We start from the raw sequence: 25,363 nt of genomic DNA, 5'->3' as shown, positions 1-25,363 counted from the left end.
GCATCATACCGCATCTTTCCTTAGTGCATCTCTCTTAGTGCATCTCTCTTGCTGCATCTCTTCTGGCCGGCGCTGGGGGGTCGCCGGAGGCAACCAGCCGCGCGGAGACAGGAAGATCAGACGCCCGAATGCACGTGCACTTCAAACGTCGCCGATCGGCGCCAACCTGTCGTTGCGGCAAGCTCGAGCAGCGCTACCTGACGCGACCTCTACCGGGTGCCCGGCCGGATCCCGGCACTTCCCGTTCCCCTCCGACGCAACGCGGCAGCCGGCCGGGGCACGACGTGCTCAGTCCAGCCGCGCACGCGCCAGCCCGATGAGCTCTCCGGTCGGGTCGGGCACGAACCCGTGCAGCCTCGTCGTCATCACGACGACGTTCTTCGGCCACCACAGCGGGATGACCGGCAGGGTGCGCGCGGCCGTGCGCTGCACGCGCGCGTAGATGCGCCGCCGCGTTGCCGGGTCGTTCTCGCTGCGCCCCCGCTCCGTCAGCGCGTCGATGCGCGCGTTGCGGAAAAACCCCCGGTTGCTGCCGGCCGGCGGCAGCATCGCCGAATGGAGCGCGAGGCGGTAGAGGTCCGGATCGCGGATCCCGACCCATGCCAGCGAGTAGAGGTCGAAATTTCCGCGGGAGATGTCGTCGAAAAACGTGCCCCACTCGTGGCTTTCGATCGTGACTTCGATGCCGACGTCGCCAAGCTCGGCGGCGATGACCTCGGCGATGCGTCGCCTCAGCTCGACGGTGCTGGTCGCATAGCGCAGGCGAAGGCGAGGCAGCGGCCCGTCTCCGTCGGGATCGACCAAACCGGCGCGATCGAGAAGGCGCCGCGCCCGTGCAGGGTCGTAGCGGTAGTGGCGGACACGGCCTTCGTAATCTTCGCGATGCGGCGGAATCATTCCCGTGGCCGGGGCGGCCTGGCCGTCGAGAAGGTTCGCGACGATCGAGTCGCGGTCGATCGCCAGCGCGATCGCGCGGCGCACGCGCACGTCGGCCAGCGCCGGATGACGGTGGTTGATGCCGAGATACTGGAACGCGTCGTAGTCGGTGACCGAAACGGCAAGTGTGGTTGCATCGCGCTGGAGGTGGCGAACCTCATCGGGCTCGAGCGTATTCTCGCTGAAATCGACCTCGCCGCCGGCAAGCTCGAGCGTACGCATCACGGTGTCGGGCACGACGCGAAACTCGATCGACGACAGCGATGCAGGCGGCTGCAGCGACGTCGCCGCCGCTTCGAGGATCACCGAATGATCGTCCTCGCTCGCGACGCGGTAAGGGCCGCAGCCATCGGGCGCGGCCGCGCCGGCGTCGACGTGACGCGCAGCGGCCTGCGCGGAGATGACGCCGATCGCAGCGGCATCGAGAAACGAGGCGTCGGCCTCGTGCAGGCGAAAGCGAACTTCGCGCGGCGCGACGGCCTCGACCGTGTCCAGCGATGCGAGCGCGCCTCGCTTCGGCGACAGCGAAGAAGGATCGAGCACCGAGCGGTACGTCGCGACGACATCATCGGCGGTCACCGGTGCACCATCGTGGAAGCGCGCATCGTCGCGCAGCGTGAAGAGCCAGGTCGTCTCGTCCGGACGGCTCCACGACGAAGCCAGCTGCGGTGCCCAGCCGCCGCGTGCGTCGGTACGCACGAGCGCGCAGTGCACGAGCGACGCGATGCGGCTCGCGTTGGCATCGGAGGCATAGCGAGGATCGAGCGAATTGGGCGCGGCTTCGATCGCGATCCGCAGCCGCCCGGGCACCGGTGCCGCGCCGCGTCCACACGCCGCGAGGGCAAAAAGGGCGAAAACCAGCGTTCCCGCGCGGGGTCCGGGCCTGCCGGCGTCGGCACGCGCCGTCCCGGGCACGCGGCAAGCAGCGCAGCATGCATTGCCGGCAGCGCTGTACGCACCGCCAAAGGCAGGAAAACCGCGGGTAGCCGATGGCGGCGACGGCCCCTGTTTGCTACCTTTGAGTTTCACGCGGGCCTGGAGGTGCAGGGTGAGGAAGATGAGGAGATTTGCAGGGGTGGGGGCGACCCGATTCGCCGTGTCGATGGCTGTAGCTGCGGCCGCGGCTTTCCCGGCCTGCGCGCTGGCGATGCCGGCGCCAGGCAACACGCATTTCCCACGCTACCAGGAGCTGGAACCCAACGTCGCATTCTGGAGCGACGTCTTCACCAAGTGGACCAGCAAGCAGATCGCCTTCCACGACGTCGATCACCTGGAACTGGTATATTCGGTCCTCTCGATCGACGACATCGTCGCGCGCCTGCCGGAAAGCCAGCAGGATGATGCGATTGCAGCGCGCCGCAAGGCCGAGGGCGAACGAATCTCGGCGATGCTGCAGGAGATCGCCGGCGGCAACGCACGCACCGAGGAAGAGCGCCGCATCCTGAAGACCATCGCGAAGATCGGGCAGGAGCCCTCTTACGCGACGACGCTGGCCGAGCAGGTGCGTTCCCAGCGCGGCCTTGCCGACAAATTCTGCGACGCGGCCACCCGCGCCGAAGCCTACCGCCCGATGATGGCGCGCATCCTGGCCAGCTACGACATCCCCGAGGAGCTGCTGGCCCTGCCGCTCGTCGAATCCGGCTACAAGATCGGGGCCCGCAGCTCGGCCGGTGCGTCCGGAATCTGGCAGTTCATGCCGTCCACCGGGCGCCTCTTCCTCGACATCAACTCGAGCTACGACGACCGGCGCGACCCCGAGCGCTCGACCGAAGCCGCCGCCCGGATGCTGCGCAAGACGTACGACGAGCTGGGCTCCTGGCCGCTGGCGATCACGTCGTACAACCACGGTCCCGGCGGCGTCGCACGCGCCGTCAAGGACATGGGGACTACCCACTTCGGGATCATCTCGCGGCAGTACAAGGGCAAGGCCTTCGGATTCGCTTCCCGTAATTATTACGCGGAGTTCCTGGCTGCAGTGGATGCACTGCATCACACCGAGGAGCTGTGCGGTCCGATCACTGCCCAGGCCTATAATCCCGACTCCACCGCCCTCGGCGCCAGCGCGTCGATCCGCGACCTGGCCCGCGCGGCCGGCACCAACGTGGACCGCCTGGCCGATCTCAACCCGGCGCTGTCGGACGGCTGCGTCCGTGGCAGCAGCAAGGTGCCGCGCGGCTACCGCCTGAACCTGCCTGCCGGGGGCAGGAACGAGTTCGAGGTCGCCTTCGGGCACATCGACCACAGCGACCGCAGCGGCCCGGCACTTCTTGCCCGCGTCGGTAGCGGAAACGGCGAGCGCGATATCGCGCCGGTCCAGCGCACCCACCACGTCGTCAAGGGAGAGAGCCTCGGCATGATCGCGCGCCGCTACGGCACCACCGAGACGACGCTGCTGTACTTGAACAACCTGCGCAACGCGAAGACCGTCAAGGTCGGCATGACACTCAGGGTTCCCGCCGACCGCGTCACGCAGGCCGTCGCGGATGCGAACATCGCGCATCCGCCGTTCTCGAAGACGATGACGACGACGGCAGGGCTGATTGCCGCGCAGGAAGCGGGCAAGGCCGCCGCCGCCGCGACCATCGCGGCGCGGACGGCCGCCATCGCGGCGCCGGCCGCGGTCATCCAGAAGCAGGACCAGAAGCAGGACGCGGACGAGCAGGTTGCCTCGAACCAGGCGCCGCCCCCGCCGGACACTGCGGCTCCCGCAGCGTCGCGGCACTCTTCTGCGCCGGCCGCCTCGCATCCCGCAGCTCCGGCAGTGGTCGCGAAGCAGTCGCAGCAGGGATCCGCAGACGACAACAATCCCGTGCTGACGACCGAGCACAAGGTCGGCCACGGCCAGACGCTGACGCAGATCGCGTCGATGTACCACACGAGCGTCGACGAGCTGAAAAAGATGAACGGGATCAGCGAGGCCGCCTCGGTGCAGGCCGGGCAGACGATCAAGGTGCGCGCCAGCGGCAGCGACATCGTCTCGCAGGCCACGGTCGGCCGCACCTACAAGGTGCATCCGGGCGAGACGCTGTGGTCGGTGGCCCGCGCCAACGACACGTCGGTGGAAACGCTGAAGAGGCTCAACCCGAAGATGGCCAGCGACGGCCTGCGTTCGGGCCAGACGATCAAGGTGCCGGCCGCCGGCGCTGTCGCGGTCGCGTCCAGGCCTGCCAGGGACGACACATCGAAGGCCTCGGCTTCCGGCCGCAAGGTGATCGCCAAGGCGCCGCCGAAGAACTCCTACCGCAATCACCGTGTGCAAAAGGGCCAGACGCTGTCGTCGATTGCGCAGAAGTACAACACTTCGGTCGAGACGCTGAAGCGCATCAACAACCTGCACAACGCGAGCAACGTTCCGGTCGGGAAGACCCTGAAGGTTCCGCTCTAAGCCGCCGAACCCCCTTCGGTTTCGGGAGCCCCGCATGATAGAGGCAGGGCCGCCGTGCAGTTCTTTCCCGTCTTTCTCGACCTGCGGGGACGCCGCGTGCTCGTCGCCGGAGGCGGCAGGATAGGCCTCGCCCGCGCGGTTGCCGTCGTCGACGCCGGCGCCGAGCTGCTGGTCGTCGATCCCGATCCCGCCGCAGCGGCGCATGCCGGCCTGGCCGGCACTGCCCGCGCCCGCACAGCGGTCCGCGCGTTCGTTCCCGAAGACTGCCAAGGTTGCACCCTCGTGTTTGCCTGCACCGCCGACGCACCGACGAACCTGGCGATCGTTGCCGAGGCCCGGCGCTTTGGAGCGCTCGCCTGCGTGGCCGGTGCGGGAGGTCGCCCGAATGCCGGAGCCGTCACGGATTCGCCTTTCCCCGGCCCCGCCGATTTCCAGGTGGGAGCCATCCTTCGCCGCGGAGACCTTTGCCTGGCGGTCTCCAGCGGCGGGTCGAGCCCGGCCCTTGCCGCTGCTGCCCGTGACGCGGCCGCGGGCGTGATCGGCCAGGAGTACGCTCGCGCGGCCGAGCTGCTCGCTTCGGCCTTTCGTGACGAGCAGGCACCGGACGGGAGCGGCGGCGTGCAGCGCCGCACCGCGGTGCACGACGCGCTCGGTGGCGGTCTGCTCGAGCTGCTTCGCGAGGGACGCGAGGACGAAGCGCGAAGTCTTCTGGACGCCGTGCTCGCTCGCACGGACGCTGCCGATCCGGAGGGCCGATGCATACGTTGATGCTGCTCGGCGCCGCGCTCGGCTACTTCGCAGCATCGATCGCTTTTGCGCGCAGCTTCTCGCGCGCCAGCGGACCGGGCGGCAGCCGCACGCCGACTCTGATCCTGTTCTCCGCGTTCGCGCTGCACACGGTCGACCTCGGGATGGAGATCGCTCGCGCCGGCGTGCTGCCGGTGGCGACGTTCGCGGGCGGATTCTCGCTCTTCGCGTGGCTGGTCGCCGCCGTCTACCTCGGCGTGCAGGCGCGCACGAGCCTTCTCGTCGTCGGCGTCTTCGTCAGCCCGCTGGCGTTTCTTGCAGCCATCGCCGACGTGCTCGTGCGCGGCAACGACGTCGCGGTCCCCGCGTCGCTTCGCACGCCGTGGCTGACCGTGCACGTCACGCTCGCGCTTCTCGGCAATGCCGTGTTCGCGATGGCATTCGCGGTGAGCGCGGCGTTCCTGCTGCAGCAGCATCTTCTTCGCACCAAACGAGGCGTCTCGATCGTGCACCGACTGCCGTCGGTGCAGACGCTGGACCGCCTGAGCCTCGCGTTCCTGCTGTGGGGATTCCCGCTGCTCACGCTCGGCATCGTCAGCGGCGGTTTCCTTTCGATGTCGACCAACGGCCACTTCTGGTCGTGGGAGCCGCGCGAAGTTCTCGTCGTGCTGACGTGGTTCCTCTACCTCGGCCTGCTGCAACTTCGGCTGCTCGGCGGGCTGCACGGCCGCAAGGCGGCAGGCTGGACGATTGCCGCCTTCACGTTTCTTCTCGCCTCGTACGTGCTCGTGAACCTGCTGCAGATCGGCGGCGGACATCACCAGGGACTGACCGGGTGAGCGCGAGCGGACGCGAGCTGGTCGTCGTCGGCGTCAGCCATCATTCGGCGCCGGTCGAGGTGCGCGAACGCCTGGCGGCGGCGGGCGCGGACGCTGCGACGTTCCTGCGCGACGTCACGACGATGCAGGGCGTGCAGGAGGCGGTGCTCGTCAGCACCTGCAACCGTGTCGAGCTGGTCGCGTGCTGCAATCCCGAAGGCGCCGGGGCGGGAGCCCTGGCCGGCGTGCTGGAGAAGGCCGGCGGCCTTGGGCGCGACGATTCGGACCTCGTCTTCACGCTGAGGGGCCGCGATGCCGTGCGCCACGTGTTCCGTGTCGCCTCCAGCCTGGATTCGATGGTCGTGGGCGAGCCGCAGATCCTCGGCCAGATGAAACAGCAGTTCGACTCGTCGGTGGCCTGCGACGCAGCCGGCCCCGTGCTGTTTCGCGTCTTCCACAAGAGTTTTTCGGTGGCCAAGCGGGTTCGCACCGAGACGGGCGTCGCATCCAGGTCGGTATCGGTCGCTTCGACGGCGGTCGATCTTGCGACGGGCATTTTCGAGACGCTGGCGGGGCGCACGGTGATGCTGCTCGGTGCCGGCGAGACCGGCGAGATCGCGGCACGGCACTTTCTCTCTGCAGGAGTGGGCCAGGTGATCGTCGTCAACCGCACCTTCGAATCGGCGGTCGACCTGGCGCGCGAGCTTTCGGCCACGCCGGTGCCGCTCGATCGCTTCCGCAGTTATCTTCCGCTGTCCGATCTCGTCGTCGGTGCTTCGGGAGGAGGCGTTCTCGTCGGCGGCGACGACGTGCGCGCGGCGCTGCGCGAGCGGCGCGGCAAACCGATGTTCTTCATCGACCTTGCGGTGCCGCGCAACTTCGAATCGTCGATCGCCGGCATCGACGGGGCCTACCTCTACGACATCGACGACCTTGCCGCCGTGGTCGAAGACAACGTCGACGAGAGGCGCCGCGAAGCGGTGCGCGCCGAAGCCATCGTCGAGAGCGAAGTCGACCAGTTCTGGCAGTGGTTCGAGCGCCTCGACGTGGTGCCGACGATCGTCGAGCTGCGCGAATACGCCGACAGCATCCGCCGCGGCGAAGTCGACAAGGCGCTCTCGCGCATGAGCGTCAGCGAGGAGGACCGCGAGCGCATCCACCACATGACACGCGCCATCGTCAACAAGCTGCTGCACCATCCGACCCAGGTGCTCAAGGGCGAAGGATCCGCCGGCGAGGAATCGAGGCTGCTGGCGGCCGTGCGCCGCCTGTTCGGGCTCGGGGACGATTCGTGAAGCTGCGCGTCGGCACGCGCAGAAGCCCGCTGGCTCTTACGCAGACGCGGCAGACGATGGACGCGCTGGTCGCGCTGCGGCCCGGCACAGAGATCGAGCTCGTCGAGATCACGACGACCGGAGACCGCATCACCGACCGGCCTCTTCGCGAGGCGGGAGGCAAGGGGCTTTTCCTCAAGGAGCTCGACGAAGCCTTGCAGGACGGCCGCATCGACTGCGCCGTGCATTCGATGAAAGACGTCCCGACCGACCTCGCCGACGGCACGACGATCGCGACGGTGCTTGCGCGCGCCGACCCGCGCGACGTGCTCGTCACCGCAGCCGGCCACGACCTCTCCTCGCTGCCGGCAACGACCGTCGCCGGCACGACGAGCCTGCGTCGCCAGGCGCAGGTGCTCGCCGTTTGTCCTTCGGCATCGATCCGGCTTCTTCGCGGCAACGTCGAGACGCGCATTCGCAAGCTCGAAAGCGGCGACTGCGACGCGACGTTTCTCGCGGCAGCGGGCCTCGGCCGTCTCGGCATCGACGCGACGCGGCCCGGCTTCAGAGTGCGCGGCGTCGTGCTCGATCCTTTCGAGTTCGTCCCGGCGCCGGGGCAGGGGACGATTGCCGTGACCGCGCGCGCCGACGACGACGCGACGATCCACCTGCTGCTGGCGCTGGAGCACCACGACTCGCGGGTGGCGGCGACGGCCGAGCGCGCGTTCGCACGCGTGTTCGGCGGTGGCTGCCATCTGCCTCTCGCGGCGTTCTCGCACGTGTCCGAAGGGCGGGTGCGCCTCGTCGGCCTGCTGATCTCGCCGGATGGGACCTCCGTCGTGCGCGACGAGTCCGACGCAGCGCTCGACCGCGACCCCAGCGATTTCGTCGTCGCCGATGCGCTCGGGACGGCCCTCGGCCAGTCGTTCTTCGACCGCGGCGCTGCGGCGATTCTTGCGGCCGCCGATGCCGCGGCGGGAGTCGCGTCGTGACGGAGGGCGACGACAGCGCCGCGTCCGGCGTTGTTTACCTGGTCGGCGCGGGACCCGGCGATCCCGGGCTTTTGACGCTCAAGGGACGCGACGTGCTCGCGCGCGCCGACGTCGTTCTCTACGACGCGCTGGCCAGCGACCGGCTGCTCGCGCACGCGCCGCCCGGTGCCGAGAAGATCCTCGTCGGCAAGCGCCACGGCCGTGACAGCGTCTCCCAGCAGGAGATCGAGAGCCTGCTCGTCGCGCGGGCGCGCGACGGCAAGAAAGTCGTTCGCCTCAAAGGCGGGGACCCTTTCATTTTCGGTCGCGGGGGCGAGGAGGCCGAGGCCTGCCGCCGTGCCGGCGTGCGATTCGAGGTGGTCCCCGGTGTCACCTCGGCCGTGGCCGTGCCGGCGTATGCAGGCATTCCGCTGACGCATCGCGACCATTCTTCGATTGTGAGTTTTGTCACAGGCCGCTCGGGCGAGGCCCGCCCGGGCTATGACATCGACTGGGCCACGCTGGCTCGAACCGGCGGCACGCTCGTCTTCCTCATGGCGATGACGAAGATCGGCGAGATCGCCACCAGCCTCATCGACGCGGGCATGGATCCGCAGACGCCGGCCACCGGTATCCGCTGGGGGACCTTGCCGCGCCAGAAGACCGTCACGAGCACGCTCGCCCGCATCGGGGTGGACGCGGAGGCGCTGGTGCGGCCTCCGGTCATCTTCGTCGTCGGCGACGTGGCGGCGCTGGCCAGTGAACTTTCGTGGTACGAAAAGCTGCCTCTGTTCGGACGCCGCATCGTCGTGACGAGGGCCAGGCACCAGGCTGCGGCGCTCGCCTCGCGCCTGGAGGCCGGCGGCGCCGATATCATCGAATTTCCCACGATCGAGATGCGCGACCTGGTCGTCTCCGACGGTGATTTCGACAAAGCGACGTCGGCCGGGTGGCTGGTGCTGACCAGCGTCAACGGCGTCGAGTCTTTTTTCCGGCAGTTCCTCGCAAAGAGGCGGGACCTTCGCGAGCTGGCCGGAGTTCGCCTGGCCGCCATCGGGCCGGCGACGCGGGAGGCAATCGAGGCGAGGGGCCTCAACGTGGATGTGCAGCCCGACGAATACGTCGCCGAAGCGCTGCTCGAGGCCCTCGGAGACGTTTCCGGCCAGCGCATCGTGCTCGCGCGCGCCGAGACGGCCAGGGAAGTGCTTCCGGACGTGCTTCAAAGGCGCGGTGCTGTCGTCGATGTCGTCTCGCTCTACCGAACGTCGACTCCCGAAGCGCCGGCGGACGCGCCTGCCGCGCTCGGCGAGTTCGACATGGCCACGTTCACAAGCTCGAGCACCGTGACCGGCTTCGATTCCCTGTGCGGCGGCCGCGCTCGCCAAGTGTTGAACGGAAGGCGAGTCGCAGCGATCGGTCCCGTCACTGCGCGCACGCTCGAGGATCTCGGTATCGCGGTCGACGTGATGCCCGGGAAATACACCATCGACGCTCTTGCCGCCGCGATCGAAGAATTTTTTGCAAATCGGCAGGGGCTACCCTAGCATCCTTTGGTGGCATTCCCGGAAAGCCGCCCTCGCCGCCTGCGGCGAAACGAAACGATCCGTCGCATGGTGCGCGAGACGCGCCTTTCCCGCGACGACCTCGTGCTTCCGCTGTTCGTCGTTCCCGGATCCGGCGTCGAGCGCGAAGTCGGCTCGATGCCCGGTGTGTTCCAGCAATCCGTCGACAAGGCCGTCGCCAGCGCAGCTCGCGCGGCCGATCTCGGCATCCCGGCCGTCCTGCTGTTCGGCCTTCCCGAGAAGAAGGACGCGCGCGGCTGTGATTCCGCGCTCGACGACGGACCGGTGCAGACACTGGTGCGCGCGATCAAGAAGTCGGTGCCGAGCCTGTGCGTGATCACCGACGTCTGCCTGTGCGAATACACCGACCACGGCCACTGCGGGGTGCTCGAGGGAGACACCGTCGACAACGACGAGACGCTCGAGCTGCTGGCAGCCGAGGCGCTGTCGCACGCCCGCGCCGGCGCCGACATCGTCGCGCCGTCGGACATGATGGACGGCAGGGTGGGGCGCATCCGCATGGCCCTCGACGACGAGGGCCTCACCGACGTTGCGATCCTGTCGTACGCGGCCAAGTACTGTTCGGGCTTCTACGGTCCCTTCCGCGACGCGGCCGACTCGGCTCCGCGGTTCGGCGACCGTCGCGGCTACCAGATGGACCCGGGCAACGGCGCCGAGGCGATGCGCGAGATCGCCGCCGATCTCGACGAAGGCGCCGACCTCGTGATGGTCAAGCCCGCTCTTCCTTATCTCGACATCCTTCGCCGTGCCCGTGAGGCGTTCGACTGTCCCCTCGTCGCCTACCAGGTCAGCGGCGAGTACGCGATGATCAAGGCCGCGGCGCGCGCCGGCTGGATCGACGAAAACCGCGTGGTCGACGAGACGCTCACGTCGATCCGGCGCGCCGGCGCCGATCTCATCATCACGTACTACGCGGCGGACGTCGCAGCGAGACTCTGATGCGGAGGCTGCTCGCGATCCTGCTGGCAGCACTCGTTGCGCTTCCGTCGTTCGTCGTGACGCCGGCTTTCGCGCAGATCGCCGAAGAACGGAAGATGGGGGACGAGTTCGTCGGCGAGGCCATCGCGCACATGCCGCTGATCCACGATTACGAGCTGGCTGGATTCCTGCGCGAGCTCGGCGGCAAGCTCGTGGCGACGCTCGGGCAGCAGCCGTTCGAGTACGAGTTCTTCGTCGTCCAGGACGACGACATCAACGCGTTTTCGGTGCCGGGCGGCAAGCTCTTCGCGAACGCGGGGCTGATCTCCCGCGTCGACAGCGAAGATGCGCTGGCCGGCGTCATCGGCCACGAGATCGGGCACGCGGCGGCCCACCACCTCGTTCGCCAGCAGCAAAAAGGAGCCGCGGCCAATTATGCGTCGCTGCTCGGGCTGCTGCTCGGCATCATCAATCCTGCGCTCGCGATCGGGTCGCTCGCCGCGGGGCAGGCTGCGCAGCTCAGCTACCAGCGCGATTTCGAGCGCGAGGCCGACTACCTCGGCATCGAGTACGCGCGCAAGGCCGGCTACGACCCCTCCGCGATGATGAGCCTGCTTCGCGAGCTCGGGGCCGAAGAGGCGCTCAACCCGACGAAGATTCCGCCGTACGTGCTGACGCACCCGATGAGCACCGAGCGACTGACCAACCTCGAGGCCGTCCTCGGTCGCCACGAATGGGATCCTTCCAAAGCCACGGCTTCATGGCGGCTGCGACGCGCCCAGGCCATCGCGCGCGCCTATTCGCAGTCGCGAGACCAGTGCGTGCCCGAGTACGAGCGCAAGCTGGAAGCGGCCACGCCCGCGCAGCGCCCCGAGTACCTCGAGCTGATCGGCATCCTGATGTCGCACGGTGAGGAATACGACAGCGCCGAGAAGTATCTCAAGGAAGCCGAATCCTCCGGGCGCAACGTCGACCGCGAACTGGGTCGCGCGGAATACCACCTCGGCCACTTCGACGAGGCCAGGACGCGCCTGAACCGGGTCATCGAGAAAACGCCGCAGGATTGGGACACGCTGGCCGATCTCGCATCGATCGATGCGCAGGAAGGCAACTACGCGGCCGCATCGATCAAGCTCAAGAAGTCGGTGGAGCTGGAGCCTTACCGCGCCAACGTGCTGCTCGCCTACGCCCGCTCTCTCGGTAAATCCGGACACGAGGACCAGGGCATGTACTGGATGGGCCGCACCAGCGAAGCGCAGGGCGCGTCGCGCCAGGCCATCGAGTACTACAAGAAGTCGCTGGAAAAGCTCGCGAAGGATGATCCGCTGCGCGACGACATCAAGAAGCGCACGGACAAGCTCGGGGAGCACATCATCAAGGACAATGCGGAGCAGGGCGGAGGGCCCGGCGCTCCGGGCGGCCCTGCAGGCGGGCCCGTCGGCGGCTCCGTGCCGCACTGAACGCGGGACCGGTACCCCTGACGCGCCGAGGCCGGTGCGCGTAAGCGGCAACTGTCGCGATTTTTCCGGTTTTTCTGCTGGTGGGGGGAACTCGAACGATGTCACGCGCAACCGATCTCGCCAGCGCCCGCGTTCGCGCGATTGCCGGGTACACGCCCGGCGAGCAGCCGACCGACCGCCATCTGGTCAAGCTCAACACCAACGAGAACCCGTACCCGTGCTCGCCGCTGGTCGTCGAGACGATCGAGGCCGAAGCGCATCGCCTGCACCTTTACCCGTCGCCGATGTCGGATCCGCTGCGCGAGAAGGCCGCGCAGGTGTACGGGGTCCGGCCGTCGCAGATCCTGGTCGGCAACGGCTCGGACGAGCTGCTCGCGATCCTGCTGCGTGCGTGCACCGATCCCGGCGACAAGGTGGCGTACGCGGTGCCGACCTATTCGCTGTACCGCACGCTGACGGAGCTCGTCGGGGCGATCCCGGTCGAGGTGGCGGCGGACGGCAGTGCGGCGATTCCGGCGGGGCTGAAGGGCAGCGGCGCCCGCATCACGTTCCTTTGTACGCCGAATTCTCCGACCGGACGCTGCGTTTCGCCGGGCGCCATCGCGGCCTTCGCGCGCGAAGCGAGCGGAGTCGTCGTCGTCGATGAGACCTACATCGATTTCGGCGGCGCAACGGCAATTCCGCTTCTCGCCGCGCATGCCAACGTCGTCGTCACGCGAACGTTCTCGAAGTCGTTCTCCCTGGCAGGGCTGCGCCTCGGGCTGCTGTTCGGCAACGAAGAGTTTCTCGCCGAGCTGGCCAAGGTGAAGGATTCCTACAACGTCTCTCGCCTGGCGGTCGCGGCCGGCGTTGCCGCGCTCGAGGACATCGCGTGGATGCACAGCAACGTCGCGCGCATTCGTGCGACGCGCGCGCGCGTGACGGCGGCGCTTCGGCGGCTCGGCTTCGGCGTCGAGGATTCGTCGGCGAATTTCATTTTCGTCGATTGTGCGAGTCGTGGGGGCGGGCGCGCGGTCTACGATCTGCTGAGAGAAGGCGGAGTTCTCGTGCGTTTCTTCGACTCGCCGGTGTTGCAGCGTGGCGTGCGTGTCAGCATCGGCACCGACGAGCAGATGGATCGGATGCTCGGGCTGCTGGCGCAACCGGCCGGCGCGGCGTAGGAAATCGGCGAGCTGCGGCGGACGTTTTCAGAACCGCCACACGACGCCGCCCCTCAGCCGATAGTTCGGCACGAGCTGCCTTCCCGTCACGTCTTCGACAACCGGGACGTCGACGGTGAGATCGACGTGCAGCGAATCGCTCCACGTCATCTGCACGCCCGGACCGAGGTAGACGGACGTGATCGCCGTGTCGTCCTGAAGCTCGCCGCCCTGGTGGTCCCGGCTCTTGTACTCGCCGCTGGCGACCACGCGCAGCGCCGCCGTGTACGTGTGCTCGAGCAGCAGGTACAGGCCCGGCGCCGCCTCCCACGTCAGGTCGTTTGCATACTGGTACGCGGCGTCTCCGCGGCTTCGCACGGCATATTGCAGGGCGGCGTCGCCGAACAGCCGCTTCCAGCTCACGTGCGCGCTCGCGCCGAACAGGCCGTCCACCGACCCCGTGCCCAGGGCGAGATCATGCCCGTGCACCGTGCTCGGATTTCCGCCGGGCGGCTCGGACAGCTCCTCGAACAGGCGGTGGGTGTCCCCTGTCGGCAGCTTGATTCCGGCCAGTAGCTCCATGTGGACCAGCGTGTCGCCGAACGCGTGGCTGTACGGAGAGACGCGCGCAAGCAGCGAAATGTCGCCGAGCCCGCCGACACTGCCGTGGGTCGGCGTGCCGTCCTCGATGCGGCGGTAATCACGCGAGACGAGCGGAGCGTCGGCCTGGATCCCGAGCCACGACAGGAAGCTGTAGGCGACGACGAGCTGGGTGATCGAGCTGTCGATGCGCTCGTTGGCAGGATTGGATCGGCTGTGACCGTCCTGGCGGATGCTGGCAAAATCGCCGTACTGCTCGGCGACGGCCAGCGCGAAGCCGGTCTTTTCCTGCTGCATCAGCGAGCCGGTGTAAATCGAGCAGAGGTCGCAGGCGCGGGCACGCGACGGCGCGAGCGCAAATGCGAGCAGGGCGGCGGCGGCAAGCCGGCGCCCACGAGGATTCGACATCAAAGTAAAGCTCCGCGCACGCACACACGCGCCTGCGGTGCAGTGCGTGCGTCGTGCGACTTCCACTGCGACGTTCCCGCACAGGCGTGCAGGAGCCGCGCAATTCCACGAAATCAGGCGAACGGGGAAGGTGGAGGAGCTTGCGGAGGCCGATCGGGAGGAGCGACGACCGGCGACAGGGAAACAACCGGCGCGGCATCGCCGCAGCGAGCAGCCGCGACCGCCGGCTCAGGCGCGAACACCGCCGCCGCGAGCATCGGATCATCGTCCGTGAGCGCCGGGGCAGTGGCGCCATCATGGCAGCCACAAAGGCCGGAGCGCAGCGTCACCTGGTTCTTGCAGCAGCAGTCCTTCGAATCGCCGTGGCAGGACAGGTGCGCGTGGCCGGAAACTCTGACGGCGAGCGTCGCGGTCGCAAGACCGACGGCGCGGCCGCCCTGGCCGGTAGCGGCCGGCAGCCACAGCGCGAGCGCCGCGATGAGCGCGCGGACAGCGATGGATCTGGGACGCCGCGAGGACACGTGCCCGGGTTTTTAGTGGGCCCGGGCCAAACGTCAACCGTCCCGCCGCGCGCTCGGCCCAGATGCCTGCGGATGCCCGAGGATCTCTCGCGATCTCCCATGGGGCCGGCAAGTGAATCGAACGGCGGGATGCGAGCGGCCAGTTGGGGAGCCGAATCCCCTGAGGACCGATTCCCGCTTCGCGGATTTGCCGCGCCGCTCTCCTGGCGGAGGCGGCGCGAAATCCTTGTGTAATGCGACTACATCATTGACAGGCGATGCCCTTCCGGATTATTGGAATTTGTCAGTCTTGGGATCGAGAGTGGGTTGACGCGCGCTCTTGCCGATCGCGGGAGGAATCTATGGCTGTTCACCGGGCAAGGACGGCAGCGTCCGTAGCGACGCTGTTTCTGCTGGCCTCACTCTCCGTTTCTACCTCTGCCCGTGCCGTCGATTGTGCGTCACTCGATTGTACCGACAGCGATCCGTGTACCGTCGACGGGTGCGATCCGGACTACGGCTGCACGCATACGACCCCCGACCAATGCCACGGAGATCGGTGCCTCCCAGGCTCCTGCAACGAGATCACCGGCCAGTGCCCGGCGACGACGAACATCTGCAATAGCGCGGGTGTCTGTTCCACCGCGAAATGTACCGGTCCCGGCGGCAGTCCGCCCTGCACCGACACTCCGGTCGACTGCGCCCACGGTAACCAGTGCATCTCGCAGAACTGCGACACGGTCACTGGCTGCACCGGCACGCCGATCAACTGCGATGATCGCAATGTCTGCTCAGATGACAGCTGCAATCCGTCCACCGGCTGTGTCCATACGCCGCTCAGCTGCGACGACGGCGACCCGTGCACGACCGACTCTTGCGACGCGGCGGCCGGGTGCCAGCACACGCGGTTTTGTGGCAGTTGCCCCGCGTCCCCCCGCAACGATTGCAAGGCGACTCCGACCGGGGGCAGCACGCTGGCGCTTGCGACGAGCAGCGAGAACACGCTCGGCTGGTCGTGGAAGAAGGGCGACGCAACATCGTTTGCCGACCTCGGCGATCCGACGACGGCCACTGCCTACAGGGTTTGTCTGTACGACGGCGGCAATCACCTGCTGGACGAGTACGCCATTCCGGCCGGTGGCGACTGCAGCGGCAAGCCTTGTTGGAAGTTCAGCGGCAGTGGCTACCAATATTCCGACAAGCTCGGCAGCAGCAACGGCATCGTCAAGCTGTCGATCAAAGCCGGCGTCAGCGGGAAGTCGACGCTGAAGCTCGCCGGCAAAGGCGCTGGGCTCACAGTCCCCGGCCTGCCCCTGACACAGTCGCCCGGCCCAGCGACGATTCAGTTGCTCAACTCATCCGCAACGGCCTGCTGGAGCGCGGCGTTCAGCGATCCCCCCGCCGACAGTACGGGCACGGAGTGGAAAGACACCAGCGATTGAAACGTTATCTTCGCCTGAACTCCGAATGCGGCACAAGCGTTGGCGGTCCACCGGACGGCTGCACGACTTGGGGAATTTGCTTCGCAGACTGAGACCAGACCGCGTTACCGAGATGAATTCCATGGCCGGTGTCGGTAGGTCTCTGTGTGATTGCTGTCCTTATTACGCTCGCGCAGGAATCCGCCGCCGTCGACGGTTGCGGAGCCATCCCGGGAGAACCGGAACCGCGCCGGGCCGTCAGATAGACATCAGCCCGGCGCGCGGCTTTTCGGTCCCCCAGCTCTCGCGTGTCAGCGGCGCACCGATGGCCGCCAGCGCTTCGCGGTGCTTCGCGACCGGCGTGCGGATGCACAGCTCCTCGAACGGCACGAGCGCCGCGAAAGCGTGCGTCGCCAGAGTCCGCGCAACCACGCCGCAGGCTCTCGGCCAGCGCCCGGCATCGGGCACGTAACGCGCAAACGCCGCATTGCGGAAAAACGCGGCCACGGAAATATCGGCAATGGACGGCTCCAGTCCCGAAAAGTACCCGTCGGCCGGCGCCTGCGACTCCAGGTAGTCGAGCACCGTCGGAATGTCCTCTTCGATCGTCTTTCGCACCAGCTCCTTGTCCACGGGTCGCCCCCACACTGCCGGACCGATCGCCACCTGGTTGAACAGGCGCCAGATGAACACGTCGCCCATGCGCGTGTCGGCGAATTCCTCGAGCCAGCGTGCCCGCGCCCGCTCTGCCACGTTGCCCGGATACAGCGGCGGGGTGGGGTGGGCATCCTCGAGGTACTGGCAGATCACCGACGAGTCGCACAGCGTGACGCGCTCGTCGATGTAGACGGGAACGCGGCGCAGCGGGCTTGCCGCGGCGAATCGATCGTCGCCGAAGAACGGTACGATCGGATCGATCTCGTAAGCGATGCCCTTGCAGCCGAGCACCACGAGCACCTTGCGGACGTAAGGAGAAAGATAGCTTCCGACGATGCGTACGGGCGCGTTCATGAGTTGCTCCGGTGCAGGAAAAGCGGTGCGAATCAGCGCTGGCGGGACAGGACGCTGTCGATGAAGCCGCGCATGGCCAGCGACTGCGGTGACTCCTCGACCGCATCCACCGACCGCAGGTGCTCGACCCATTGCGATGGAAGGCCGTGCTCGAGTGCGCCTGCCAGCAGCAGCCCCATGTATCGCCTGGACGGGCGAAGAGAGGGATCGCGATGGTCGCTGGCCAGCGTCATCGCGTCGACGGGGGGCGAGGAGATGCCGTTGCCCGACGGACGCGGATCGACGAGCACCTGGATGTTTTGATAGTGGCCGAGGAGCACTCCCTCGGTCAGCTCGAGATGTTCGAGATCGGCCGCGGCAATTTCGTAGAGCACGCCCCAGACTTCGGCCGCCTCGTCGGCGACGATGGTCGCCATCGATTCGGGCAGGCCGAGGAGCGACGGTTTGTCGAGAGCAAGACGCCAGCCGCGCACCACGCCGGCAGTTGCACGGAGGTAGTGGATGCCGCGACGCCCGCACAGCGTCGAGGAGTCCATGTTGGATCCGTACGCGAAGTACCGCGTCGTCGCCACGATGCGCGACGATAGCACAGCCGGATTTCCCGGTCAGGGTGCGGCTGGAGCAGCCGCGGGTGCAGGAGTGCGCGCCGGGGCCGGTGCGCCCGCCGCCGGCGGCGATCCCGCGGCTTTCGGGGCCGGCTCGACGAAGACTGCGCGCTTCATCGACAGGCGCGAGTATTCGTGATCGTTCGCGCGCATCACGGCGGTGCGCGACGCTTCCTTGACGATGTAGTCGCGTCCGCCTTCGGACTGCTGCGGGCCCTTGTCTTCGGCCGCGATGAGCGCGCCGCAGGAGCCCTTGTCTGCGCTGGCCTCGAAGCGCGCGATCGGCGCATCGAGGCCCCACTTCTTCAAGTCTTCGTCGCTCTTCGCGTCGTCGAACACTTCGTCGGCGCGCGCCATGACGATCTCGTTCAGCGCGTTGTCGACGATCCTCTGGTTGAGAACCTGGTCGGGAAGCTCCGGAGCGATCTTCCACGGCTTGCCGGCGCCGTCGCGCGAGATCGTGAATTGCTCGGCGCCGCTGCCCCAGGTCATGCTGCGGATCTCGTCGACCTTGCAGGTGACCAGGCGCTTGTCGCGTACTTCGTTGACCTCGGGAGAGAACTTCTTGGCGGTCCAGTCCGGCACCTTGACGACCTGGTGGTCGCTGCTGCGCTCGAGGTAGTTGCCGGCAGGCGGATCGGCGGCGGTCTTTCCGACGAGGAACTCCACGGTCTTGCCGTCCTTCATCGTCGCGGTGAAATGCGTGGCCGTCTCGTCGAGGCCGAACGCCTTGCGATCGGCCTGCGGGCCGTCGAAGAATGCGATCGTGTCGATGGTCGCGATCGAGTCGATCATCGAGCGGACCGTCTCGGTATCGGCAGCGTCCTGGATCGGGGAATTCATCTTCCAGTGCGCGTCGTCGACGCGCACCAGGTCGATCGTGTTGGCCGGCCGCGCGATCGTCACGTGATCGGTCGCGGCGTCGTCGACGCTTTCGAACAGCACCTTGGAGCGAAGATCGAATGGGGTCTTCTTCGCACTCGACTGCAGCAGCAGCGGAATGACCAGGACGTCGTCATTGCCTTCCTTGCGCGCGAAGGCCTGGTAGCCGACCGGCGTGGTGCCGCCGAGCACGATCGCCGCAAGCGCCTTGCCGGCGTGGTCGGTCAGTTCGACGCGCGCCTGGGATCCGCGCTCGCCATCGAGGCCGTACGTCGCCAGCGGACCGGCCTCCGTCTTGGCAAGACGGCGTTCGATCTTGGTTTCCTTGATCGTATTGAGGAAGTTCTCGACGACGCTCTTGTCGGCCGGGTATGCGACCGGCGCAGTCAGCTTCCAGTTGTCGCCGTCTTTCTGTGCGACGATCTCGGTATTGTCGGGGTAGGCGAGCCTCAGCTTGTCGATCGTCGCGGGCTCGAAATCGAGCAGGATGTTCGCCCTGGCCTCCTGCTCGGCTTTCGGTTCTTCGTAAAAGTAGAGCCAGGCTCCCATCGCTGACGCGACGACGAGCAGGACCAGGGTGCGGACGAAGCTCACAGCGAAGAGCGCCTCCACCAGACGACGATGCCGGCCAGCAGGATCAACTCGGGCAGCACCAGCACCGAAAGGTAGAACACGGTGCGTGCTTCGGTCTCGCCGAGGAACGCGCGCGAGGCACGAACGACGCGAGGCGCGATCGAGATCAGCTCTTCCTGTCCGGCGAGCCAGCCGACGACGCTCTGGCCGACGGCATCGTTGTAGAGCTGGCGAAGATACTGGTTCGTCAGGAAGCTGGTGTCACCGAAAATGGCGAGCTTGAAATTCTTGCCCGGCTGGCCGCCGATGCCGGTGACCGACGCTTCGCCGGCGGCGCCGATCGGCACCGGTCCCTTGATGTCGTTGTCGTCGAGCGCCGCTTCTCCCTTCTCGAAGACGCGGTCGACGTCGGTCTCGGCCCAGCTCGTCTGCGACGTGAACGCCAGCGGCTTGAACTTGGCCGGAGCCTTGGCGTTCTCGTCGACCGGCGGCGACACCGAACGTACCAGCGAGAACAGGCTGCGCTCGGTAAGAGGCTTGACGGACGGATGGTCGCCGTACTGGGAGACGATCACGTCGCTGCCGATGGTGGCGCCTTCGAACAGGCGCACGGTCTGGTCGAGGATCACGTCGTCGCCGACGCGCACGCCGAAGTCGCGCACGAAATTGACCAGGGGGTCGTCCTTGCGCGGTTCGAGAAGGGCAAGGACGTTGCCGCCCTTCTTCATGTAGCCCTTGACCTTGTCGAGCTCGGCCGGGAAATGGTCGCGGTCGCCGGTTGCGACGATGAGGACGGCGCAGTCGTCGGGGATCTCGGCGCTCGTTGCATCGATGCTGTCGACCTCGTAGTTCTGGTTGCGCAGAGTATCGGCGAAGAGCCCCATCCCTCCGGGCGTGTCTTTCTTGTCGATGCCCGGCTCGCCGTGGCCCGTGAGGAAGTAGATCTTCTTCTGCGAGCTCGTCGCGACCTTGTGGATCGCGTTGGTGATCGACTCTTCCTCGATCTTGTCGGTGGTGGCCGAGCGGTCTGCCTTCTTCACCTTCAGCGTCGGCACCGACTGGATCAGCTCGCGTTGCGCGATCTCGGGGCTGACCTGGGGATCGATGATCTGCCACTTCACCTTGCTCGTGTACGAGCTGTAGATCGACGAGACTTCCTCGACGAACGGCTTTTCCTGGGGGCCGACGAACGCGAGCACTTCGACGTCGCCGTCGAGCTTGTCGAGCACCTGGCGCGAAGCATCCGTCAGGCTGTTGACGCCTGCCTGGGACATGTCGAAGCGCTTGTTGTAGCGCGCGCCCAGCAGGTTCAGCATCACGATGATCGCGACGAAGATCGCCGAGTAGACAAGGGCGTTGGTGCCGTAGCGGGTCGAGCGGCGGCGCAGGAATTCGGTAAGCGAGCCGCTGCCGGACGTGAGGAACCACGCGATGCAGACCAGGCCTGCGCCGATGTGGACCAGCGAGAACCAGCCGAAGTCCCAGAACCCGATGATCGGGTTGTAGGTCAGCGCGTGCTCGAGCAGCCCGAAGACGAGAAAAACGAGACCGGCAATGCCGAGGATCGGAGCGCGCTTGCCCATGTCTACTTCCAGCGGCTCGACTCCACCGCGCGGTGGGTCAGGAACAGGAATACCGTGGTGAGGCTGACGAAGTAGACGAGGTCGCTCGTCTCGATCACGCCCTTGGCCATCTTGCCGAAGTGCTCCGACACGGACAGGTAGCCGAGCACGCCGGCCACCTTCACGCCGGCGCCTTCGGCCGGCCAGTTGATGACGAACAGCAGCAGCAGGATCACAAGGGCGCTGATCGTCGCGATGATCTGGTTGGACGTAAGGGCGGAGGTGAAGTTGCCGACGGCGACGAACGACAGCGCCGTAAGGTAAAGCGCGAGCATGCCGGCGAGCGTCATGCCGAGCTCGGGGTTGCCGAACCAGAACAGCATCGCGGGAAACAGGAACGACAGGGCGACCATCAGCGTGACGAGGAACGCGCCGGCCAGGTACTTGCCGAGCACCATCTCGCTGATGCGCACCGGCGAAGTGAACAGCAGCTCGAAGGTGGACTGGCTCTTCTCTTCCGAAAAGCTGCGCATCGTGATCATCGGGATCACGATCAGCAGCACGAACAGAAGGTTGTGCAGCAGCGGCGCGATCACCGCGTCGTTCAGGTTGAGCCAGGTCGTGTCCATGCCCTGGAGGCTCGCGTACTGGCTGGCCAGGCGGTTGAACTGCCCGAGCATGTTGAAGAAGAACCAGCCCGACAGCAGCGTGAACCCGGTCAGCACCACGTACGCGATCGGGGAGACGAAGACGGCGCGGATGTCGCGCCACGCGATCGCCAGCACGTTACGCATGGGTGCCTCCGAGGGCGGCGGCCTGCTCGGCCATGGCCGCATCGCCGGTGACGTGCCTCAGGTATTCTTCCTCCAGGCTGCGCTCGCGCACGAGCTCGGCCATGTTCGACTCGAGCGCGATGCGGCCGCCGTTGATCAGCACGACTTTCTGGCAGATCTGCTGGACCTCCGGGAGGATGTGCGTCGACAGGATCACGGTGCGCTCGGCGGACAGGCCGCGGATCAGTGCCCGGATCTCGATGATCTGGGCAGGGTCGAGGCCGACGGTAGGCTCGTCGAGCACGAGCACCGCGGGGCGGTGGATCAGCGCCTGGGCAAGGCCGACTCGTTGCCGGAATCCTTTCGACAGATGCCCGCAGAGGCGCCCGGCGACGATTTCCAGGCCGCACTCCTCGATGACCTGGTCGGCGGCGGCCGAAACCTTCGATCCCGGGATCGCCTTGAGCTTGCCGACGTGGCGCAGGTAGCTGCGCACGGTCATCTCCAGGTAGAGCGGCGGAGTCTCGGGCAGGTAGCCGATGCGTTTTCGAACTTCGAAGGAGTCCTTGAAGACATCGAAGCCGTCGACGGTGACGGTGCCCGAAGTGGCGGGCATGAAGCCCGTGAGGATGCGCATCGTCGTCGTCTTGCCTGCGCCGTTGGGACCGAGGAAGCCGGCGGCTTCTCCGGTCGCAACGCTGAAGGAGACGTCGTCGACAGCTGTGATGGACCCGTAGGTCTTCGTCAGGTGCTTGACTTCAATCATTCCCGCTCGGTTTTGGGCTGTGGGTGATCGCTGCGCCGGTCTTCGAAAGTCCGTTTTCCCGGGGTCGATGCCGCCGGCAGGGCGCACGCGATGCTCCGGTTCTATTCAGCCCCATGACGGGTGTCAAAACCGTTTATTCGCTGCTTCGGCAGGAATTTTCACCGGCGGGTGACGATCGTGCTTCGTAGTCCGGCGCGTACCGCCCTGGATCGCAAGCGCCGGGCGCCGCCGGTCACACCGCTGGCTTGCAACGGGACGGGGGAAGGCTGACAGGGGCGCGTGGCCTGCGGGACCGTTTACTTGCTCGATACGAGCTTTTTCATTTTCCGGGCCTACCACGCGCTGCCGCCGCTGACGACGTCGAAGGGCCTGGCCACGGGCGCGGTCCACGGCGTCTCGACGATGCTCGAGAAGCTGATCCGCGACAAGAGACCGGTGCTGATGGGCTGCTGCTTCGATACGGCCCGCGCGACGTTCCGCCGCGACCTTTTCCCCGCGTACAAGGCCAATCGCCTGGAGCCGGACGAGGCTCTCAAGGTCCAGTTCCCCTACGTCCGCCGCCTCGTCGCTGCGCTCGAGATCCCCTGCGTGGACTTTGGCGGCTACGAGGCCGACGACATCCTGGCCACGCTGGCCTCGCGTTTCGAAGCCGACGGCTTCGACGTCGTCATCGTGACCGGCGACAAAGACCTCATGCAGTGCGTGACCGACCACACCTCGCTGTACGACCCCATGCGCGACCTGGTCGTCCATCGCGGCGAGGTTCACGAAAAGTTCGGAGTGGGGCCGGAGGCTGTGCCCGACGTGCTCGGCCTCATGGGAGACAGCTCCGACAACATTCCCGGCGTTCGCGGCGTCGGGCCCAAAACCGCCGCCCAGCTCATCGCCCACTTCGGCAGCATCGAGGAGATGCTCTCTCGCAGCGCCGAGATCGACAGCCTGCCGATCCGCGGCGCGGCCTCGGTACGCAAGAAGATCGAAGAAGGGGCCGACATGGCCCGCCTTTGCCGCCGCCTGGCCGAAGTCTGCCGCGACGTGCCCGTCGAGGTCACGGCCGAGCAGCTTCACCTCGGCCACCTTGCCACCGGCGAGCTTACGGCGCTGGCCGAAGAGCTCGAGATGCACCGCCTGGTGCCGCGCATGCGAGCCCTGGCCGGCGACACCGGCCTGGCGCCGGCTCTTACGGCCGACGAGCAGGTGGCTGCCAAGGCCGCCCGGACAACCGGCAGGAAGGCCAGGCCCGCGCCGCCGGCCGAACCCCAGCTTTCGATGGCCGGCTTCGAATCCGCGCCCGAATCGGCGCCCGCAGAGCCGTTCGTGCAGGCCGCCGCGCGCCTCAACGGCGAGCGCCTGCTGGTCTCGTCTCGGGAAGAAGCTGGGGGACTTTGGATGCTGGCCCTGTCCGACGGCAGCCAGATTGCCTCCAGCGATAGCCACGACGAGATCCGCGCCGTGCTCGCCTCGCTTCGCGTGCAGGCGGTTTCGCTCGTCGGCTTCGATCTCAAGGGCCTGGTGCGCGAATTCCACGCGGCGCCGGGGCTGGTCGGCCTGGACCTCGGCCTGGCCTCGTATCTTTGCGATCCCGAAGCCGGCGACCATTCGCGGGAGGACGCCTGCCGGCGCTTCCTCTGCGAGGAGCCCGAGGCCGAGATGGCCGGCGAAGCCGGATTCGACCAGGTCGCAAGGCTCGCGGAAACACTTCAAGCACAACTTGAAGGTCGTGAGCTCAACCAGCTCTATCGGGGGCTCGAGCACCCGCTGCTGTCGATCCTCGGCGAGATGGAGGCCCACGGCGTCCTGCTCGACCGTGACGCGTTCCAGGCCATGTCCGAGGTGCTCGAGAAGAAGATGACCGCGCTCGTCGAGAAGGTGTACGAGGCGGCCGGCGGGCCGTTCAACATCCTGTCGCCGATCCAGCTGCGCGACGTGCTGTTTACCCGCCTTTCGTTGCCGTCCAAGGGGATCAAGAAGACCAAGACCGGCGTGTCGACCGACAGCGATGCGCTCGAATCGCTGGCCGACCTGCATCCGCTGCCGGCGCTGGTGCTGGAGTACCGCCTGGCGGCCAAGCTCAAATCGACGTACGTCGATACCCTGCCACGCCTGGCCGACGAAAACGGCCGGATCCATACCAGGCTCAACCAGACGGTGGCGGCTACCGGCCGTCTTTCGTCGAAGGACCCGAACCTTCAGAACATCCCGATCCGGACCGAGGAAGGCGCAAAGATACGGGCCGCGTTCGTCGCGCCTCCCGGCTTTGCCCTGGTGTCGGCCGACTACAACCAGATCGAGCTGAGGGTGCTGGCACATCTTTCCGCGGACGAGAACCTGATCGAAGCTTTCCGCGGCGGCCAGGACATCCACACGACTACGGCGGCCGACGTCTTCTCCTTCGACCCGAAAACCGTCTCGCCGGAACGCCTGCGGCAGATGCGCCGCGATGCGAAAATCGTCAATTATGGGATCGTCTACGGGATGGGTGCCCAGCGCCTGTCCCGGGAGCTCGGAATCGAGAGGCCGAGGGCCGAGGAATATATAAAGCGCTACTTTGAGAGATACCCGAAAGTGCAAAGATTCTATGCGAGCATGCTCGAGCATGCGCGTGACAAGGGTTACGTCTCGACGCTGATGGGCCGGCGCCGATATCTGGCCGACATCACGAGCGACCACGGCGGTCGGCGCCAGCAGGCCGAGCGCGTGGCGACGAACACGCCGATCCAGGGAAGTGCGGCCGATATCATCAAGAAGGCCATGGTGGACCTGGACACTGCGCTGGCCGCGGCGGGGATGCGCTCGCGGCTGGTTTTACAGATTCACGACGAGTTGTTACTCGAAGCGCCCGCGGACGAGGTGGAGCAGGTCTCTCGGCTCGTCGTGCGAGTCATGGAAGGGGCGGCCAGCCTGCTCGTACCCATCGTCGTGGACGTGGGGTCCGGGGGTAGCTGGGCCGAGGCTCACTGAACGCCAAAAAATCGTTCAATTCGGGACGGATCGGACGCTGCGCAGGGCGAATAAGGGACTACCTGTAGCG

The 25,363-nt window shown here is 67.0% G+C and carries 20 protein-coding genes; 11 read left to right on the top strand and 9 right to left on the bottom strand.

All coding sequences use genetic code 11. The features are described from left to right. Window positions 1-288 precede the first annotated feature (288 nt). A complete protein-coding gene (locus VGK20_16900; protein HEY2775722.1) occupies window positions 289-1,746 on the bottom strand; it encodes an ABC transporter substrate-binding protein in 1,458 nt (485 codons plus the stop codon). A gap of 292 nt (window positions 1,747-2,038) precedes the next feature. Between VGK20_16900 and VGK20_16895 the strand changes: the two genes are divergently transcribed. The 9 genes from VGK20_16895 (at window position 2,039) to hisC (ending at window position 13,252) form a co-directional block, all read left to right on the top strand. Next, entirely contained in the window at window positions 2,039-4,321 is a 2,283-nt protein-coding gene (locus tag VGK20_16895) for a LysM peptidoglycan-binding domain-containing protein (GenBank protein HEY2775721.1), read from the top strand. Window positions 4,322-4,375: 54 nt separating this feature from the next. Next, the gene (locus VGK20_16890) at window positions 4,376-5,089 is read left to right on the top strand and encodes an NAD(P)-dependent oxidoreductase (protein HEY2775720.1); all 714 of its coding nucleotides are present in this window, start codon (window positions 4,376-4,378) and stop codon (window positions 5,087-5,089) included. Further along, window positions 5,077-5,907 carry a cytochrome c biogenesis protein CcsA gene (gene ccsA / locus VGK20_16885; protein HEY2775719.1) on the top strand — a complete coding sequence of 277 codons (831 nt, stop codon included), beginning with the start codon at window positions 5,077-5,079 and terminating at the stop codon, window positions 5,905-5,907. The genes VGK20_16890 and ccsA overlap by 13 nt, the downstream gene beginning before the upstream one ends. Continuing rightward, window positions 5,904-7,181: a glutamyl-tRNA reductase gene (hemA, locus tag VGK20_16880; protein ID HEY2775718.1), complete on the top strand. Its 1,278-nt coding sequence runs from the start codon at window positions 5,904-5,906 to the stop codon at window positions 7,179-7,181. Before ccsA ends, hemA begins: the two co-directional genes overlap by 4 nt. Beyond that, complete coding sequence (gene hemC, locus VGK20_16875; GenBank protein HEY2775717.1) at window positions 7,178-8,152, top strand: hydroxymethylbilane synthase; 975 nt, start codon at window positions 7,178-7,180, stop codon at window positions 8,150-8,152. Before hemA ends, hemC begins: the two co-directional genes overlap by 4 nt. Continuing rightward, window positions 8,149-9,675: a uroporphyrinogen-III C-methyltransferase gene (gene cobA / locus VGK20_16870; GenBank protein ID HEY2775716.1), complete on the top strand. Its 1,527-nt coding sequence runs from the start codon at window positions 8,149-8,151 to the stop codon at window positions 9,673-9,675. Before hemC ends, cobA begins: the two co-directional genes overlap by 4 nt. A gap of 9 nt (window positions 9,676-9,684) precedes the next feature. Continuing rightward, complete coding sequence (gene hemB / locus VGK20_16865; GenBank protein HEY2775715.1) at window positions 9,685-10,653, top strand: porphobilinogen synthase; 969 nt, start codon at window positions 9,685-9,687, stop codon at window positions 10,651-10,653. Beyond that, on the top strand, window positions 10,653-12,092 hold the full coding sequence (locus VGK20_16860; protein ID HEY2775714.1) for a M48 family metalloprotease: 1,440 nt from the start codon (window positions 10,653-10,655) through the stop codon (window positions 12,090-12,092). Before hemB ends, VGK20_16860 begins: the two co-directional genes overlap by 1 nt. Window positions 12,093-12,190: 98 nt before the next feature. Further along, a complete protein-coding gene (gene hisC, locus VGK20_16855; GenBank protein HEY2775713.1) occupies window positions 12,191-13,252 on the top strand; it encodes a histidinol-phosphate transaminase in 1,062 nt (353 codons plus the stop codon). A gap of 27 nt (window positions 13,253-13,279) precedes the next feature. Here hisC and VGK20_16850 read toward each other — a convergent pair whose 3' ends face one another. Beyond that, on the bottom strand, window positions 13,280-14,239 hold the full coding sequence (locus tag VGK20_16850) for a hypothetical protein (GenBank protein ID HEY2775712.1): 960 nt from the start codon (window positions 14,237-14,239) through the stop codon (window positions 13,280-13,282). 113 nt (window positions 14,240-14,352) lie between these two features. Continuing rightward, window positions 14,353-14,760, bottom strand: coding sequence for a hypothetical protein (locus tag VGK20_16845; GenBank protein HEY2775711.1), 408 nt, complete (start codon window positions 14,758-14,760; stop codon window positions 14,353-14,355). A 341-nt stretch (window positions 14,761-15,101) separates the two neighbouring features. On the opposite strand from VGK20_16845, the gene VGK20_16840 reads away from it, so the two are divergent. Then, window positions 15,102-16,181 (top strand): hypothetical protein, encoded by a 1,080-nt coding sequence (locus tag VGK20_16840; protein ID HEY2775710.1) that lies wholly within the window; start codon window positions 15,102-15,104, stop codon window positions 16,179-16,181. 237 nt (window positions 16,182-16,418) lie between these two features. On the opposite strand, the gene VGK20_16835 is transcribed toward VGK20_16840, so the two are convergent. Genes VGK20_16835 through VGK20_16810 form a run of 6 tightly spaced genes read right to left on the bottom strand, consistent with a single transcriptional unit; the run spans window position 16,419 to window position 22,332 of the window. Beyond that, the gene (locus VGK20_16835; protein HEY2775709.1) at window positions 16,419-17,171 is read right to left on the bottom strand and encodes a glutathione S-transferase family protein; all 753 of its coding nucleotides are present in this window, start codon (window positions 17,169-17,171) and stop codon (window positions 16,419-16,421) included. 32 nt (window positions 17,172-17,203) lie between these two features. Next, window positions 17,204-17,743 (bottom strand): gamma-glutamylcyclotransferase, encoded by a 540-nt coding sequence (locus VGK20_16830; GenBank protein HEY2775708.1) that lies wholly within the window; start codon window positions 17,741-17,743, stop codon window positions 17,204-17,206. A gap of 33 nt (window positions 17,744-17,776) precedes the next feature. After that, window positions 17,777-19,252 carry a DUF4340 domain-containing protein gene (locus VGK20_16825; protein ID HEY2775707.1) on the bottom strand — a complete coding sequence of 492 codons (1,476 nt, stop codon included), beginning with the start codon at window positions 19,250-19,252 and terminating at the stop codon, window positions 17,777-17,779. Then, window positions 19,249-20,814: a Gldg family protein gene (locus tag VGK20_16820; GenBank protein ID HEY2775706.1), complete on the bottom strand. Its 1,566-nt coding sequence runs from the start codon at window positions 20,812-20,814 to the stop codon at window positions 19,249-19,251. The genes VGK20_16825 and VGK20_16820 overlap by 4 nt, the downstream gene beginning before the upstream one ends. Window positions 20,815-20,816: 2 nt before the next feature. Then, a complete protein-coding gene (locus VGK20_16815; GenBank protein ID HEY2775705.1) occupies window positions 20,817-21,587 on the bottom strand; it encodes an ABC transporter permease in 771 nt (256 codons plus the stop codon). Next, the gene (locus tag VGK20_16810; protein ID HEY2775704.1) at window positions 21,580-22,332 is read right to left on the bottom strand and encodes an ATP-binding cassette domain-containing protein; all 753 of its coding nucleotides are present in this window, start codon (window positions 22,330-22,332) and stop codon (window positions 21,580-21,582) included. Before VGK20_16810 ends, VGK20_16815 begins: the two co-directional genes overlap by 8 nt. A gap of 300 nt (window positions 22,333-22,632) precedes the next feature. Between VGK20_16810 and polA the strand changes: the two genes are divergently transcribed. Further along, window positions 22,633-25,293 (top strand): DNA polymerase I, encoded by a 2,661-nt coding sequence (gene polA, locus VGK20_16805; GenBank protein HEY2775703.1) that lies wholly within the window; start codon window positions 22,633-22,635, stop codon window positions 25,291-25,293. The last annotated feature ends 70 nt before the right edge of the window (window positions 25,294-25,363 follow it).

It is taken from the genome of Candidatus Binatia bacterium (assembly GCA_036493895.1).
GTDB lineage: Bacteria > Desulfobacterota > Binatia > UBA1149 > CAITLU01 > DATNBU01.
The sequence above is the reverse complement of the archived record's forward strand: the minus strand, read 5'-3'. Positions and strand labels throughout refer to the sequence as shown.

Excerpts from the sequence above, each read along its gene's own strand:
- VGK20_16895 (HEY2775721.1), top strand. The coding sequence starts at position 2,039 with ATGGCTGTAGCTGCGGCCGCGGCTTTCCCGGCCTGCGCGCTGGCGATG.
- ccsA (HEY2775719.1), top strand. The coding sequence starts at position 5,077 with ATGCATACGTTGATGCTGCTCGGCGCCGCGCTCGGCTACTTCGCAGCA.
- VGK20_16860 (HEY2775714.1), top strand. The coding sequence starts at position 10,653 with ATGCGGAGGCTGCTCGCGATCCTGCTGGCAGCACTCGTTGCGCTTCCG.
- hisC (HEY2775713.1), top strand. The coding sequence starts at position 12,191 with ATGTCACGCGCAACCGATCTCGCCAGCGCCCGCGTTCGCGCGATTGCC.
- VGK20_16850 (HEY2775712.1), bottom strand. The coding sequence starts at position 14,239 with ATGTCGAATCCTCGTGGGCGCCGGCTTGCCGCCGCCGCCCTGCTCGCA.
- VGK20_16840 (HEY2775710.1), top strand. The coding sequence starts at position 15,102 with ATGGCTGTTCACCGGGCAAGGACGGCAGCGTCCGTAGCGACGCTGTTT.
- VGK20_16835 (HEY2775709.1), bottom strand. The coding sequence starts at position 17,171 with ATGAACGCGCCCGTACGCATCGTCGGAAGCTATCTTTCTCCTTACGTC.
- VGK20_16820 (HEY2775706.1), bottom strand. The coding sequence starts at position 20,814 with ATGGGCAAGCGCGCTCCGATCCTCGGCATTGCCGGTCTCGTTTTTCTC.
- VGK20_16815 (HEY2775705.1), bottom strand. The coding sequence starts at position 21,587 with ATGCGTAACGTGCTGGCGATCGCGTGGCGCGACATCCGCGCCGTCTTC.
- VGK20_16810 (HEY2775704.1), bottom strand. The coding sequence starts at position 22,332 with ATGATTGAAGTCAAGCACCTGACGAAGACCTACGGGTCCATCACAGCT.